Genomic DNA, 15,962 nt, shown 5'->3' on the forward strand with positions numbered 1-15,962 from the left:
CATAGGCTCGTTTTTTTATGGGTTATAGTTTCAATTTGTATTTCCATTTGCCGGTATGGTATTCGTAATAGGACATGACCAGGTTGACGAACCAGCCGACGGGTTCTGCTATCCACACCATTTGGATGCCGTAGATGGGGGCCAGGAGGACGGAGATGAGGACTCTGACGCCCAGGTTGCTCAGGTTGGCGATGGTGAAGATTTTCATATCTCCGGCGCCTCTTAGGACGCCGTCCACGGCCATTTTCAGGCCGATGATGACGATGAACTGGCCGACGAATTTCAGGAATGAGGTACCGGTGGCCAGGGCTACGGGGGAGGCTTTGTCATTCAGGAAGAAGCGGATGATGGGTTCGTTGCAGGTTTCCAGTACCAGGAAGATGATGATGGCGTAGAAGATGACCAGTTTGTTGGCGCTGTGGTAGCCTTCTTTGACGCGCTCCAGTTTATTGGCGCCCATGTTTTGGCCGGTGTAGGGGCTCATGGCGTTGCCGATGGCGTTCATGGGCACGGTGCAGACGTACTGGATCCGCATGGCGGCGGAGAAGCCGGCCAGGGCGGCGGAGCCAAAGCTGTTGACTACGGACTGGACCAGCATCATGCCGATGGAGACGATGGACTGCTGGAGGATGGAGGGGAGGGCGACTTTGGTCATTTTATGGAGTACTTTGCCGCTGTAGTAGGAGGGGGCGGAGCCCACTTTCTTCAGGCGGTTATGGAAGACGGCGAAGGACAGGACGGCGGAAAGGCCTTGGGCAATCAGGGTGGCCCAGGCGGCGCCGGCTACGCCCATACCCAGGTTGCGTACCATATACAGGTCCAGGCCGATGTTCAGCAGGGAGGAGAAAATCAGGAAGACCAGGGGATACCGGGATTTGCCCAGGGCATTGAAGGTGGCTGCGATGATGTTGTACATGAAGAGGAAGGGGAGCCCCAGGAAGTAAATCTGGAGATAGGTGTCGGCCATGGCCAGGGAGTCGGCGGGGGTTTTCAGCCAGGACATAATCTGGTGGCTGGCCACAAAGCCGAACAGGCCCAGGATGGCGCTGAGGAGGAAGAAGGCAATGAAGGCGGTATAGATGGCCTGCTTCATTTTATCGTACTCGTGGGCGCCGAAATAGCGGCTGATGACTACGGAGGCGCCTACGCCACCGCCGATGGCGATGCTGATGAAGACGGTGGTCAGGGCGTAGGAGGCACCTACGGCGGCCAGGGCTTGCTCGCTTACGTAGCGGCCGACAATGGCGGAGTCTACGGTGTTATAGAGTTGTTGGAAGAAGTTGCCCAGGACCATGGGCAGGGAAAAGATGAACAATGCCTTCAGGGGCATGTCCGTTACCAGGTAATCTCGTTTCACGATTGGTCACGTCCTTAGCGGATTTCTAAATTTTATTGTCTACCTAAATATAACGACCTGAAACGTTCTGTGTCAAGCGGTTTATTTCGGCTTCCTGCGATTATTTTCAGAATATTTTTTGTTCAAAAAAGAAGAAAGTTCTCCTGCGTTCCCGAAAGAAACGTGATATAATAGGAATCGTGAAAAAGGGGAGTCAACTCTGTTCCTTTTAAATTTTGAGTAGGAGTGATTACTAATGAAATTTACAGATGAACTGAAGGCTCGTGTCAAAGCCGCACAAAAGACCATTGTGCTGCCTGAAAACAATAGTGACAGAGCTCTGAAGGCTGCTGCTACTGTTACGGCTGAAGGTTTTGCTAAGATCGTGCTGGTAGGGGATCCTGAACAACTTAAAAAGGATGCAGAAAGACTGCACATCAACCTGGATGCCTGCAAAGTCATCAACCCTGCTACCTACGAACGTATGGATGAACTGTGTGCCTACTTCGCAGAACGCAGAAAGAAAAAGGGCATGACTGTAGAAAAAGCTCGTGAAATCATGCTGAGCGATACTACGTTCTTTGCTGCTGGTCTGGTTGCTCTGGGCGAAGCTGATGGCTGCGTTTCCGGTTCTACCAGAACTTCTGCTGATGTAATCAAAGCTGGTTTGCAGGTTGTAGGCGTAAAACCCGGCAACAAGACTGTTTGCGGTGGTTTCATTGTGCTGAGCAACACCAACCTGGGCGACAATGGCCGTCTGGTATTCGGTGACTGCGGCGTTATCATTGAACCGACTGCTGAACAACTGGCTGATATTGCTGTAAGCTGCGCTGAACGTGCTCGCAACACCCTGCAAATTGCTGAACCGAAAGTTGCTATGCTGTGCTACTCCACCAAGGGTTCCGGCACTGGCGACGAAGTTGATAAAGTAAAAGAAGCTGTTGAAATCCTGAAGTCCAGAAATGTTGACTTTGCTTTCGATGGCGAACTGCAAGCTGATGCTGCTTTGGTTCCTGAAGTTGGCGAAAGAAAGGCTCCTGGTTCCACCGTTGCTGGCCATGCCAACGTTCTGGTATTCCCGAACCTGTGCGCTGCCAACATTGGCTACAAACTGGTAGAACGCTTCAGCGGTGCTACCTGCCTTGGCCCTCTGGTACAAGGTCTGGCAAAACCCATTCTGGACCTGAGCCGCGGCTGCTCTGCTGACGACATCGTTGATGTTGTTGCTGTTGCTGCCAGCGATGCTATTGCTGCAGAAGGTAAGTAAGAAGGTATTACAAGTAATGCGAAAATGCTGTGCCCGTTGGGCACAGCATTTTTTTGTGGGTGGGGTCTTGAACCCCATCCCGGCATTGCTGTAGGCAATGCCGACCTTCCCCTTCTCCTGTTCGCGCCAAGCAGCGAACAGGTAAGTGGAAGGCAGGCGGCCGGGGGGCCGCTAAAAAACGGTTTTAAACTTCCTCCGTCAGCCCCCTTTCCACCACCCTACGGGTGATTCCCCTTCCCCGTAAACGTGGAAGGTAATGGCTGACACCTACCACACGCTTGTGGTAGGCTTCAAGGCCACCACTGGTCAAGTAAAATCTAAAACATAGTTGCTGATGTGAAGTTGACCAGTAATTGCTATGAGCGCTTCCTGCAAGCGTGTAGGAAGTGTCGCCGCAGGCGACGATAGAAGTTTTATTATTTCAAACCCCCATTTTTTTTGAGGGGGTGGGGGGAGATCAGCGGGGCGGCTTGGTTGGTAACCCCATCCCGGCATTGCCATTGGCAATGCCACCCTTCCCCTTCTCCTGTTCGCAACGCAGCGAACAGGTAAGTGGAAGGCACTTGCGGCCTGCGGCCGCTAAAATGCTGGTATGAAACCTCATCCGTCGCCTTGCGGCGCCACCTTCTCCACGTTTGGTATGCTATGAATAAAGTAGACTGGCATATAGTTAAACCTCCTGGATTCGTTGAAAGGAGAGTATGTAAAATGTCTATATCGAAAGTCAGTGCAGAGGATAAATTAAAGGCTGTCAAAGCTGTTCTTGCTCATGAAGAATCACCAATGGTTTCTGCAAAAAGGTTAGGGGTTCACTGGAAAGCAGTACAGTATTGGGTAGATGAATATATAGGAAATGGTCCTGAGGTATTTAACAAAAGACAGGTTAAAAGTTATTCTGCTGATCTTAAGATCCAATGCGTAGAGGAATATCTTAAGGGCGAAACGACTATGTCCCAGCTGGTACAAAAATACGGATTAAAAAGTTCTCGTCAAATCAGAGACTGGTTAAAGAAGTATAATAGTCATGAGGAACTAAAAAGTTCGGGTACTGGAGGTGCCAAGATCATGACTAAAGCTAGACAAACGACCTTTGACGAGCGCGTTGAAATCGTAAAATACTGCATTGAAAACGGGAATGCTTACCATGAAACCGCTGAAAAGTTTAAGGTTTCCTACCAGCAAGTCAGAAATTACGTCTTAAAATATAATAAGTACAATACCGAAGGACTCATAGATGGGCGCGGACACAGGAAGCCAGTAGAAGTCCCTGAAGAAGCCCCTACAGAATATGAGTGTATGAAAGCTGAACTCAAACTGGCTAATGCAAAACTCAAAGCCAAGGATATGGAGATTGATTTCCTAAAAAAACTCGATATTGTGGAAAGGAGGCGGGATTCACACAAATAAGATATGGAGCCATTTATGAAGCCATTAAAGAACTGCACGCTGAAAAGAATTACCCTATTCTTGGCCTGTGCAAATTGGGAAAAGTGTCCCGGGCCGGCTACTACAAATGGCTTCATAGAGAGCCTTCAGCACGCGAAATTGACGACAAGGAAATTGCTAAAAGAATAGAAGAGATATACAAGGCTGACCCAGCTAAAGGGTACAGACGAATAGCTGATGACTTACGAGCCCCAAATAAGAAGATCTATCCTGACACGAAACCAATAGCAATTGGTGACGGTCGCGTTCTTCATCTTTGTCGAGTGATAAATATAAAGTCTACGATTAAATATGCCCCTAAGGGCTGCACCCAGCGTGCAATAGATCCTGCATACATTGCAGAAAATATCTTGAATAGGGAATTTAAAGCCGATGCCCCTAACCAGAAATGGTGTACTGACGTCTCAGAATTTCACTACTATGAGGGGGTAGTTGTGCATAAGGTATATCTGAGCGCGATTATTGACCTGTATGACAGACGAATTGTTTCCTATGTGATAAGCAACCGGAACGATAAAAATTTGGTATTCAATACCTTCAATAAGGCATTGTTGAAAAACCCTGGCGCGCATCCCCTGTTTCACTCTGACCGGGGATTCCAATACACCTGCAGGGATTTCCGCAAGATGATTCTAGATGCTGGTATGACGCAGAGTATGTCACGGATAGGAAAATGCATTGATAATGGCCCGATGGAAGGCTTCTGGGGCATGCTGAAAAGAGAACGGTACTATACTCGTGACTTCGACAGCCGTAAAGCTTTGGTAACGATGATTAATAACTACATGGAGTATTACAACAGTGGCCGTTTGCAGCGGAATTTGGGCCGTTTGACCCCTATGCAAAAACATAATAGCTACCAAATGGCGGCGTAGAGGTTTATATTATTAGGAACTGTCTACTTGACGGGGAGCACACCAGTTTGCAGAAGGCTTACTAGGCCATTACTGGTCGTGTGCTAAATGGGGGTTAGTGGGGAAAGTTTGGTAGTGGCCCCAACCCGGCATTGCTGTAGGCAATGCCGACCTTCCCCTTCTCCTGTTCGCGCTAAGCAGCGAACAGGTGCGGGGAAGGCAGGCGGCCGGAGGCCGCTAAAAACCGGGTGGATGTAGTGTTGGTGCGGTCCGCGGACTTCCTGGTGCTGGTGCGGGGTATCCTCGCTCAGTCAGCCACTGCGTGGCTGACAGCTCCCCCCTAAAGTGAGGAGCCCTTAAGAGTTGGTGCGGTCAGCGAACCTGAAGTGATGTGGTTCGGGGTATCCACTCTCAGTCATCCACTAGCGTGGATGCCAGCTCTCCCCTCGTATGATATGTATGTGAGTTATTAAAAACAGCTCACATACATATTTTTTGTGCGTATAGCGGTAAGAACCATTCGGAGAATTTTCCTCTTCCGGTTTCCCGTCTATACAATCTGAAGCTCTGTAACAAAAGGTTTTCCCATGGTACGATATCAGTAGAGTCTGATGTCCGGAGGCACTGCTATCTCCCCTTGCAGCCAGTTCGTCTGTGTCTGCTCCCTTTAGCATGCGGCCCAGCTCATGAAGCATTACTCCGCTAACACAGAAGTTGCATCTCCTGCCTTAGCACCAGCAAAAAGGCTGACAGGATGAATGCTAATTGCGCGAGGTTGCGGTTACTTCATGATGCCTGGGATAAACCTTTTGCTCAGGCTTCACAAATCTGATCTGGGAAGGAGGATGATATCATGATTAAGATCAACACTTTGTCAACTTTATACGTCGGTATTGATGTAAGTTCAAAATCCAATGTTGTCTATGCCATGGACTTTGAACAGAATAAGCTTCTTTCTGATTCTTTCCCTAATAATCAGCCTGGCGCTGAAAAATTGGCGAATGCTATCTGTAAATGTATGCTTTCTCATCGAAATCTAAATACTATCGTTTTCGCATTAGAATCCACCTCCATGTACAGTATTCATATTGCCAATTTCCTGTCAGCCAGCGAAATTCTCATGCCTTTTCATCCGTATGTTTATTGTCTCAATCCAAAAATCACAGCGAATTACCGAAAAACTTTTATTGGCCTTTCCAAAACTGATTCAACGGACGCATATATCATTTCTGATTTAGCTCGGGTTGGCAAAATCAAGAGTTCTCCCTGGAGAGGCAGTCAGTTTCTTGCACTCAAGCGTCTGACACGGCACCGACTGCACCTCGCTGAATGCATCACAAGAGAAAAGACCTACATGATTTCCAATCTGTTTCTTAAATTTAGTGAACTGGAGATTTTGGATCAGGAATCACAGCCCTTTAGTAACATTTTTGGGACCACTTCAGCTGCCGTTTTGACAGAATTCTTTTCTGTACAGGATATTGTGGATGCCAGCGAAGAAGAGCTCCTACAATTTCTGGCAAAAAAAAGCCGGAATCGCATTACAAACTTAGCTGAAACCTCTAAATTGCTAAAAAAGGCCGCCCAGGATTCCTATCGTCTTGATAAGCGTGCAGCTGAACCCCTGACAATCGCTCTGGCCAGTTCGTTCAACTGTATTGAGTCTTACAAGAAGGAAATTAAGGCAATTGATCATGCTATAGAAAAGACGGTCAAGGGCGTTAATCCTAACGCCTACATGATTCTACGGTCCATTCCTGGTATTGGACCAGTCTTGGCTGCTGGCATTCTCGCTGAGATTGGTGATATTTCCGCTTTTCGCTCAGCTGATTCGCTAGCTAAATACGTTGGACTTACTTGGCGCAAGAGCGATTCAGGCGACTTCGTGGCCGAGGAAACACCCGTTTTCAGAACGGGTAACACATATCTCCGTAATTATATTGGAGAGGCTGCAAACAGTGTCCGAAGATACATCCCTGAATACGCAGAGTATTACGCCAAGAAATATGCTGAAGTGCCAAAGCATCAGCATAAAAGAGCACTCGCGCTTGCATCTCGTAAATTAGTACGACTCGTTTTTGGTTTGCTGGTCAAAAACCAACTGTACGCCGGCGGAAAGTTGAACGCCGAACAGAATAACGATTTCAAATAGCACCCGTTTTTTTTGAAGCAACATCGGGTGCAGGTGAAGTGCACCCTTTTTTTGATTAATACATAGAATATCTTAAAAAAAATATGCTTGACATATTACCAGAATGCTAGAGGCGAGAGCTATGGGCGCCCGTTGGGCAGGCCCTCCGGGCCTATTGGATTGAACTTCCTCAGTCATCCCTATAGGATGACAGCCCCTTCACGCTTGAAGGGGCCATTCTTAGGCCACTACTGGTCGTGTGCTGAATGGGGTTAGTGCTGAAATGTAGGCAGTTCTTCTAACCTGCAAAGCCTGTGGCATTGCTTACTTCGTTCCTATCTAAACAAAACCAGTCAGGCAAAATGGGGTCATTTTGTCTGGCTGGTTTTTTACTATATGGGTTTGGTTATTTGGTTTATTTTCGATAGACGGTGTCCAGGTCGGAGGCGTTGAATTTGGTATCTTCTAAATTGGTATGGAGGAGGCTGGCGTCGTCGAAGGTGGCGTGGGTCAGATCGGCTTTGCTGAGGTTGCTGTCGTCCAAGATGGCGCTTCTTAGGTTGGCGCTTCTCAGGATGGCTTCTACCATGGTGGCGCCGTTGATTTTGGCGTTGTACAAATTGGCGCTGGTCAGGTTGGCGCCGCGGAGCTGGGTATTAAAGAACCAGCTTCTTGCCAGGTTGGCGGAGTAGAAGTTGGCCAGGGAGGCGTTGGCGTAGTCGAAGGTGCTTTCTCTCAGGTCGGCGGTATAGAGGTTGGAGAAGGTGAGGAGGGCATGGGTAAAGTTGGCGCGGTAGCCGGTGATGCCTACCAGGGAGCTGCGGTTTAGTACGGTATGAGCCAGGTTGGCGTTGGTCAGGTTGGCGTAGTCCAGTTTGGCGCCGGCCATGTAGGCGTTCCACAGGTTGGCTTTTTCCAGGTCTGCGTGCTGGAGTTTGGCGTTTTCCAAGACGGCGCTGGACAGGTTGGCGTAGCTGAGGTCTGCGCCGGTCAGGTCTGCGCCGGTCAGGTCTGCGCCGTGGAGGTAGGCGCCCCGCAGGTCTCCGCCGGGGCAGGAGCCGGTGTTATTGAGCTTATCCACGTCGGCCTGGGAAAAGGCCAGGGCGCTGGTGGTGACGCTGAATGCCAGGCCAAGGCCCAGCAGTAGGGATTTGAGTTTCATAGGCTGCCTCCTTCCTAGGCTAGGGCTGCTGCCAGTTCCTGGGGGTCTGCGGGAAGTTCCTGGATGATTTTCCAGGGGTGGCAGGCTTCCAGGTCTTCCCGGGTGTAGCTGGAGCCGGTGAGGATAATCAGGCTGCGGGCGCCGATGGCGGCGGCGCAGGTTATGTCGTGGGGGGTATCGCCGATGACGATGAGCTGGGAGGGGGTGACGTCCGGGTCCTGGGCTTTGATTTTGTGCCACAGGGCGGTGGACAGGTCGTCTCGGAGTTCACTGATTTCGCCAAAGGCGCTGAGGCTGTAGTCGAAATCGTCTCCGATGCCGAAGTAGGACAGTTTGGAGCGGGCTGCGGGTTCGCAGTTGCCGGTGAGCAGCAGGGAGGTGTAGCCGGGGGTTTTCTCTGCCCATTCCAGGCTTTCTTTGACGTGGGGGAGCAGGTGGCCTTTTTTGGCTACCAGGAAATCCGGCAGGCGTTTGGCGTAGGCCTGCAGCATGGTTTCCACTTCTTCCTGGGTGCAGTGGCCCTGGATGCCGGTGATGGCTTTCCGGGCGATATAGGTATCTGTGCGGCCGGCCATGCTGTAGGTAAATTCAAAGTTGTCCAGTCCGTACAGGTCGTTGATGGTGGCCTTCATGGCGGAGACGCCTGCGTAGTTGGTGAGCAGCAGGGTACCGTCGATATCCCATAGCAAATAGTTCATACTCCATACATCCTTTTCTGTCCTATAGTGAAAAAAGAGGCTATGGAAGCCTCTTTTTAAGGGGTTAGTTTGAAGAATTCTTGTTCAGCATCATGAATTTCTTCAGGGTGGCCCCGGCATTTTTTGCCCGGCGAATGGGTTTGACAATTTTCTGCCGGCGGGGTTTCATGTCGCTGACGTTACCGAAGTCGCCGCGGGTAATCATGGTGAGTTTGGCCTGGTCGGGTCCAAATTCCTTGCGCAGGAAGATGGCCAGTTCTTCGGGGTCGGCCCCGGAATCCAGGGTGAATACGTCTGCTGCAGCGTAGCCCTGGGCGGGGAATACGTGCAGGAAAATGTGACCGTTGTCACAGAGCATTACGTAGCAAAATTCTTCATCCATTTCATTATCCGTCAGATGGACGGCCAGTTCGCGCATGTCGAATTTTTGGGCTGCCATTTCCAAAATGGCCTTGATTTTGTCTTTGTCGTAGACCACATCTTCCAGACAGCGATACATGTCCAGTGCGACCTGGGTTCCTTTACCTATCACAGGTTTCCACATCCTTTATTCAGTTCAAGTTTCTTCATCAATCGTCCAATTTTATACATTATACGCAGTGCTTATATTATATCGTAATCCGGTTATGCCTGTCAAAAGAAACAAGAACTTATGTTATAATAAAAGGGATATTTGTTCAGCAGAGGTGTGAAATGGCAGAAGCAGCAATCTTACAAGTAACTATCAAGAATATTGTGTTCCAATCGGGAGACGGCGGCTTTGCTGTTTTTCGGGGTGAAAACCGGGAAGTGGGGACCATTACCATTGTGTACAAGGGGCAGCCGCCGTTTGCAGGTGAGCAGGTGGAGCTGACGGGACAATGGACGGAGCATCCGCGGTTTGGCCGGCAGTTCCAGGCGGCCAGCTGGAAGGCGCTGACGCCTACGGGGACCCAGGCCATGATCAAGATGCTGGGCAGCGGGGTTCTCACGGGTGTGGGGCCGGTGATGGCCAAGCGGATTGTGGAGCACTTTGGGGACAAGACCATGGAGGTGCTGGACAAGGAACCGGAGCGGCTGCGGGAAGTGCCGGGCATCGGCAAGAAGAAGGCGGAAGGGATTGTGGCGTCCTACGGGGAGCTGCGGGACAGCCGGGAGCTGGTATTTTTCCTGGAAAGTCACGGAATCAGTGCCAATTTTGCGGGAAAAATCCAGGCGCTGTACGGCAATACGGCCATTACCCGGATCAGCAACAATCCGTACTGTCTGGCGGAAGATGTGGAAGGCATCGGGTTTCGGACGGCGGACCGGCTGGCCCAGAACATGGGCTTTGATGAGCTCAGCGAGGAGCGGCTGAAGGCGGGGCTGTACTATACGCTGCTCCAGGGGGCCAACCAGGGGCATACCTGTGTGCCGGACGAGTGGCTGGTGAAGATGGCCAGCCAGGTGCTGCAGGTGCCGGCGCTGGAAGTGAAGCAGGTGTTTGACAAGTTGCTGGAGCAGGGGCTGCTGCGGACGGAGGACGCCGGGGACCATATCTGTGTGTATCCGGAATATCTGTACCGGGCGGAGCGTGGGGTGGCCCACCGGCTGCTGGCGCTGCGGGACAATGTGAACTCATTGTGGAAGGTGGATTACCAGAAGATTATCCAGGAATGGGAAAAGGCGGAGGATATCCAGCTGGCGTCGGAACAGGCGGAAGCGGTGAAGACCAGTGTGGAGCACGGGGTGTTTGTGCTGACCGGTGGTCCTGGTACTGGTAAGACGACGGTTATCAAGGGTATCCTGTCGGTGATGCAGCAGGCGGGGTGCAAGATTCTTTTGGCGGCGCCTACGGGCCGGGCGGCCAAGCGGCTGACGGAATCGGCGGGGCAGCCGGCGCTGACGGTGCACCGGATGCTGGAATATACGCCCAATGGGGAAGATTCTTTCTGGGGCCGGAACGAGGACAATCCGCTGGAGGCCGATGCGGTGATTGTGGACGAGGCGTCCATGATGGATATTGTGCTGATGTACAATCTATTGAAGGCTTTGCCCCTGGGCTGCCGGCTGATTCTGGTGGGGGACGTGGACCAGCTGCCCAGTGTGGGGCCGGGGTCGGTGCTGTCGGATATTATCCGCAGCGGGACCATGCCTATTGTGCGGCTGGAGAATGTGTTCCGGCAGGCGGAGCTGAGTCCCATTGTGCGCAATGCCCACAGAATCAACCAGGGAATGATGCCGGTGTGGGAAGGGGAGAAGGATTTTACTTTTGCGGAATTTCCCACGGAGGAGCAGACCATGGAGTATGTGGTGGATTTGTATGCCAAGCTGTATGCCCACAATCCGCTCCAGGGGGTGCAGGTGCTGAGCCCTATGCACAAGAATCTGTGCGGGGTGGAGAATCTGAACCGGCTGATCCAGCAGCGGGTGAATCCGCCGTCTCCTCAGAAGGCGGAGCTGAAAATGGGGTTCGTGGAGCTGCGGGAGAAGGACAAGGTGATGCAGCTGCGGAACAACTACGAAAAGAATGTATTTAACGGGGATATTGGCCAGGTGGTGCGGATCCTGGGGCGGACGGTGACGGTGTCGTTCCCGGACCGGCCGGAAGGGGATCTGGTGAGCTACGAGGGGGCGGAAGCGGAGGAGCTGCGGCTGTCCTACGCTATGAGTGTGCACAAGTCCCAGGGCAGTGAGTACGCGGTGGTAATCATGCCGCTGGTGAACAGTCACTACATTATGTTACAGCGGAATTTATTCTATACGGCCATTACCCGGGCCCGGCAGCAGGTGCATCTGGCGGGAAGCCGGAAGGCCATGCGGACGGCGGTGGAAAACGACAAGACCCGGAAGCGGTACTCCCTCCTGGCAGAGCGGCTGCAGCAGGGGGACCGGGACAAGGAATAAGGGCTGGAGGTAAGGTATGTGGCAGGAACTGAAACGGCTGCTGCTGGATATTTTTTACCCCCGGAGCTGTCCGGGCTGCGGGACCCAGGTCCAGGAGGAAGGGCTGCTGTGTCCGGCGTGCCGGGCGGGGCTCCTGGAGCCCAGGACGGTGGTGCCGGAAAGTGTGGGGTGCAGGCACCTGGACGGGTTGTTTTTTCTCTTTCATTATGAAGGGGGCATCCGGGAAGGGCTGCACCAGGCCAAGTTTGGGCGCCGCCGGGAAGTGCTGGCGCCGCTGGCCTATGAGTGGGCCCGGGGGATGGAGCAGGAGGCGCTGCTGAACTGGGGGCCGGAACTGGCCCGGGCGGTGGCGGTGGTGCCCATTCCCACGGACGAAGGGCGGCGGAAGGAGCGGGGGTACGACATCCCGGAGGAGATTTTCCGGGGCTGGTGTGGTCAGCGGGGGTTTGTGTGGCTGCCGGTGCTGCGGCGCATGCGGCCTACGCTGCCCCAGTACGCACTGTCGGTGGAGACCCGGAAGGAGAATATCCGGGGCTCGCTGGGGCTGGTGCCGGGGTGCAGCGTGCCGCCGGTAGTGGTGCTGGCGGACGATATTGTGACCAGCGGGACCACGGTGGAAGAAGCGGCCCGGGTGCTGAAGGCAGCTGGGGCGGAGCGGGTGTATGCGGTGGCGCTGGCCAGTGGGATGGGGAAGTAGAGTGTAGAAGTGTATGAGAAAAACAGCATTCTGTATCGCTTTTGAGTAAAAAGCGATACAGAATGCTGTTTTTGGTTGGTGCGGTCAGCGGACCTGAAGTGATGTGGTTCGGGGTATCCACTCAGCGGTTCGCTGCTAGCCAGTCATTTTCGCCTTGCAGGCTCAATTCCTGGGCAGCTATCGCAGGGGTCGTATATTCCATTTCTCTACGGCCGGGGGCCTTGAGAAATGGATACGACTCCCTCAGTCAGCCTGCGGTGACAGATCTTCTAGTGGTTGGAACTATGGGCGCCCGCTGGGCAGATGGGGGGAAACTTCTATCGTCGCCTTGCGGCGACACCTTCTCAGCGGTTCGCCGTATTCCAGTCATCAGCACCCTACGGGTTTGATTCCTGGACGGCTGTCGCATGGCTCGCGTATACCAAACAGCTTTTGGAATACCTGTAGCGCTGTTTGGACGCGACCGCAACGTTTGCAGAAGGCGGTCTAGGCCGCTGCTGGTCGTGTGCTGAATGGGGATAGTGCGGGAATGTAGGTAGTGGCCCTCCGGGCGACTTGGTTGGGAACCCCAACCTGCAATGCCTGCGGCATTGCTTCCTTCCCCTTCTCCTGTTCGCATAGCGAACAGGTAAGTGGAAGGCACTTGCGGCCTGCGGCCGCTAATACCTGGATAAAAAACGTAAAGCTTGGATAATCCACTTAGGGGCTATTCTTAGACTACTAAGGGTCGTGTGCTTGACGGGGCCTAGTGCGGAGAGTTTTCACCAATGTGTTGGGGCTTAAAGGGTTTCCTGAGGGGTTCTCTAATGCCAGTGTATGAATATGTAAAGATATTACATAAATTTCCATGCTGCTGTATATAAAAAAGTTTGACGGGGAATTTTTTTTCTAAAATTTTAAGAAGGGGAAAGGGGAAACGTTTCTGCAAGGGTACGATGGTTTGTTTTGGGTCGGGAGTTTGCAGGGGGCTGCTTAAAAAGAGGGAGGAAATGGGTTAGATGCGGAGGCAGCGGGTAATGCTCGGGGAAAAATGGGAAATGGGTTTCTGAGGATAGTTATTTTTTCTTCGGGAAAATGGGGTGCTTTTGATTCTCTTTATGGATGAAATTGTACAATATGTCAATTTTATTACAAGTTGTGTGGAAAAAGAAAAGTTGGAGAATTTTGCATGAGTATGCAAAAATAGTATAGTGAAGTGTATGGGTATGCGGTAAAAATTCATAAAACTGTCTGAAAATGTATTTTTATCAGTGGATAGGGGGAATTGGTGTATGGATATGCAGATGGGGAGGAAAGGTGGGAATGGGACGAGGGGTATGGATGTTTGGGTAATAAAAAAGCCCTGGGAACCGGTGGGGACGCAAGGGGTCTTGGCTTATACGTTGGTTTGTGAGGCCTGCTGGGTGTGGGAAAGGGCATGGTTTGGGTAATAAAAAGGCCCTGGGAACCGGCGGGGACGCAAGGGGTCTTGGCTTATACGTTGGTTTGTGAGGCCTGCTGGGTGTGGGAAAGGGCATGGTTTGGGTAATAAAAAAGGCCCTGGGAACCGGCGGGGACGCAAGGGGTTTTGGCTTATGCGTTGGCTTGTGGGGCCTACTGGGTGTGGGAAAGGGCATGGTTTGGGTAATAAAAAGGCCCTGGGAACCGATTGGGGTTCTCAAGGCGTCTATGGTTAGTATTTTTCTGGCAGGGGCGGCTGGCTATTTATTAGGCAGGTCCTGGGGGTTCATCAGGTGTTTTTCGTTTTGGACTACGGCGGAGAAGAAGGCCTGGACTACGTCGGGGTCAAACATGATGCCGGCCAGGTCGCGCAAGTCCTGGGGGGAATGGTTGGCGGAAATTTGCCAGTTTCTGGTGCAGGGGTTGCATTTCCGGTCGTAGTAGTTACACACGGCGATGATCCTGGAGCCGATGGGGATATTTACGCCTTTCAGGCGTTTGGGATAGCCGCTGCCGTCCCAGTTTTCGTGGTGGTGGAGGATGATTTTCATGACATGGCTGAAGGCTGGGATGTTCTCCAGCATGTTGCAGCCTTCCTGGCAGTGGCGCTTGTAGGCGGCCCGCTCCCGCACGTTGAAATAGGGGTATTTATTGAGGATGATGTTGCTGATGGCCAGCTGGCCGATATCATGCAGCAGGGCTGCGGTTTTGATACAGGCTACTTCGGTAAGCGGCAAGCCCATATTTACGGCCGTGCTGACGGCGTAATTGGCAACTTGCTGGCTGTGAAGGAACAAGTCCTTGTTTTTCATTTCCAACAGCTTCAGGAAAAATTGGACCAATTCTTTGGAGTCCTGGCTGGTGGGAAATTCCAAAAATTGTGGAATTGTTAGCATGGCTATCGACCTTTTCTACAGAGTTTCACTATACCGTATGTATAAGTATACTATAAAAAAATCCCCTTGTGGGAAATTTTTACATTGTAAAAATTGGGGTACGCTTTTATAATAGGGAACAACAACTCAGGTCTGTGGTTGAAATTCGATGCCAGTTGCAGGCGAAACGATCCACGTAAGCAGGGGAATTCCCTGTGAGCACGGTGCAGCTTAGAAGTAAGTCCTGCCGCAAAAAGCGAGAGAAGCAGTAGTGGGGAGCCCGAAGGCTTAGGAGCGAGACTTCCAGCAGGCGAGTGTGGGGGCGAAGACCAGGTCAGCTGAGTTGTTTTCTTTTACCCAAAACAGAGAAAAAAGGAAAATGAGGGGTGTGTGCGTCATGAAAAAGTGGGTGAAAACAGCAGGTGTGGTTGGTATGTTGGTACTGCTTCTGGGGATGGCTGCCGGGTGCGGCAGTGATACCAAGTCCAGCAGCAAGCCGGCGGACAAGAAGGAATTGATTGTGGGCACGGAGCCGTCGTTTGCGCCGTTTGAGTTCCCGGACAAGAAGGACGGGAGTCTTACGGGGTTTGATATGGAATTGATCCGAGCTATGGGCAAGAAGGCCGGGTTTGAGACGGTGACGGTGAAGGGGATGGGCTTTGATGCGCTGATTCCTTCTTTGGATTCGGGCAACATTGATGTGGCCATTGCTGGGATGTCCATTACGGACGCGCGCAAGGAGAAGGTGAACTTTACGGATCCGTACTATGAATCCGGGCTCTCCATTCTGGTTCCCAAGGATAATAACACGGTGAAGTCCTTTGATGATTTGAAGGGCAAGACCATTGCGGTGCAGTTGGGCACCACCGGGGCTGAACAGGCTGGGAAGATTGAAGGGGCTACGGTCAAGACCTTCGATACTTCCGATACGGCCTGCCTGGAAATGAAAAATGGCGGGGCGGATGCGGTCATCAGCGACCTGCCGGTATTGCAGTATTTCCTGAAGCAGGGCGGAGCTGAATATGCCAAGATTGCTTCGACTCCCCAAAAGGGCGACTTTTACGGGATTGCTACGGCGAAGAAGAACAAGGAGCTGTGCGACAAGCTGAACAAGGCTCTGGGTGAAATGAAACAAAACGGCGAGTACCAGAAGCTGTACGACAAGTGGTTCGCTGACAAGAAATAAGGGAG

12 protein-coding genes are annotated in these 15,962 nt (G+C 52.0%); 7 read left to right on the plus strand and 5 right to left on the minus strand.

Annotation, left to right across the window (positions count from 1 at the left end; translation table 11 throughout):
- Window positions 1-22: 22 nt before the first annotated feature.
- Window positions 23-1,357 carry an MATE family efflux transporter gene (locus LKE88_RS00240; protein WP_199614926.1) on the minus strand — a complete coding sequence of 445 codons (1,335 nt, stop codon included), beginning with the start codon at window positions 1,355-1,357 and terminating at the stop codon, window positions 23-25.
- Between the two features lie 235 nt (window positions 1,358-1,592).
- Between LKE88_RS00240 and pta the strand changes: the two genes are divergently transcribed.
- The 4 genes from pta (at window position 1,593) to LKE88_RS00260 (ending at window position 7,055) form a co-directional block, all read left to right on the plus strand.
- Complete coding sequence (pta, locus tag LKE88_RS00245) at window positions 1,593-2,603, plus strand: phosphate acetyltransferase (RefSeq protein ID WP_105325822.1); 1,011 nt, start codon at window positions 1,593-1,595, stop codon at window positions 2,601-2,603.
- Window positions 2,604-3,248: 645 nt separating this feature from the next.
- On the plus strand, window positions 3,249-4,010 hold the full coding sequence (locus tag LKE88_RS00250; RefSeq protein WP_105325742.1) for a helix-turn-helix domain-containing protein: 762 nt from the start codon (window positions 3,249-3,251) through the stop codon (window positions 4,008-4,010).
- Window positions 4,011-4,033: 23 nt separating this feature from the next.
- Window positions 4,034-4,924, plus strand: a complete 891-nt coding sequence (locus LKE88_RS00255; protein ID WP_255419934.1) for an IS3 family transposase — start codon at window positions 4,034-4,036, stop codon at window positions 4,922-4,924.
- An 832-nt stretch (window positions 4,925-5,756) separates the two neighbouring features.
- The gene (locus tag LKE88_RS00260) at window positions 5,757-7,055 is read left to right on the plus strand and encodes an IS110 family RNA-guided transposase (RefSeq protein ID WP_105325814.1); all 1,299 of its coding nucleotides are present in this window, start codon (window positions 5,757-5,759) and stop codon (window positions 7,053-7,055) included.
- 394 nt (window positions 7,056-7,449) lie between these two features.
- On the opposite strand, the gene LKE88_RS00265 is transcribed toward LKE88_RS00260, so the two are convergent.
- The 3 genes from LKE88_RS00265 to LKE88_RS00275 all read right to left on the minus strand — a co-directional run bounded on the left by LKE88_RS00265 (window position 7,450) and on the right by LKE88_RS00275 (window position 9,426).
- Complete coding sequence (locus tag LKE88_RS00265) at window positions 7,450-8,196, minus strand: pentapeptide repeat-containing protein (RefSeq protein WP_105327525.1); 747 nt, start codon at window positions 8,194-8,196, stop codon at window positions 7,450-7,452.
- Between the two features lie 14 nt (window positions 8,197-8,210).
- Window positions 8,211-8,894: an HAD family hydrolase gene (locus LKE88_RS00270; RefSeq protein ID WP_276802287.1), complete on the minus strand. Its 684-nt coding sequence runs from the start codon at window positions 8,892-8,894 to the stop codon at window positions 8,211-8,213.
- Between the two features lie 64 nt (window positions 8,895-8,958).
- Entirely contained in the window at window positions 8,959-9,426 is a 468-nt protein-coding gene (locus tag LKE88_RS00275; protein WP_105327523.1) for an S-adenosylmethionine decarboxylase family protein, read from the minus strand.
- Window positions 9,427-9,587: 161 nt separating this feature from the next.
- Here LKE88_RS00275 and recD2 point away from each other — a divergent pair, with 161 nt between their 5' ends.
- Together recD2 and LKE88_RS00285 are read left to right on the plus strand one after the other, a co-directional pair.
- Window positions 9,588-11,759, plus strand: a complete 2,172-nt coding sequence (gene recD2 / locus LKE88_RS00280) for an SF1B family DNA helicase RecD2 (protein WP_276802288.1) — start codon at window positions 9,588-9,590, stop codon at window positions 11,757-11,759.
- Between the two features lie 16 nt (window positions 11,760-11,775).
- Window positions 11,776-12,456 carry a ComF family protein gene (locus LKE88_RS00285; RefSeq protein ID WP_270441985.1) on the plus strand — a complete coding sequence of 227 codons (681 nt, stop codon included), beginning with the start codon at window positions 11,776-11,778 and terminating at the stop codon, window positions 12,454-12,456.
- A 1,700-nt stretch (window positions 12,457-14,156) separates the two neighbouring features.
- Here LKE88_RS00285 and LKE88_RS00290 read toward each other — a convergent pair.
- Window positions 14,157-14,792, minus strand: a complete 636-nt coding sequence (locus tag LKE88_RS00290; RefSeq protein ID WP_105325817.1) for an HD-GYP domain-containing protein — start codon at window positions 14,790-14,792, stop codon at window positions 14,157-14,159.
- A gap of 376 nt (window positions 14,793-15,168) precedes the next feature.
- Here LKE88_RS00290 and LKE88_RS00295 point away from each other — a divergent pair, with 376 nt between their 5' ends.
- Entirely contained in the window at window positions 15,169-15,957 is a 789-nt protein-coding gene (locus tag LKE88_RS00295) for a basic amino acid ABC transporter substrate-binding protein (protein ID WP_105325816.1), read from the plus strand.
- The last annotated feature ends 5 nt before the right edge of the window (window positions 15,958-15,962 follow it).

It is taken from the genome of Acidaminococcus hominis (genome assembly GCF_022484025.1).
GTDB lineage: Bacteria > Bacillota > Negativicutes > Acidaminococcales > Acidaminococcaceae > Acidaminococcus > Acidaminococcus hominis.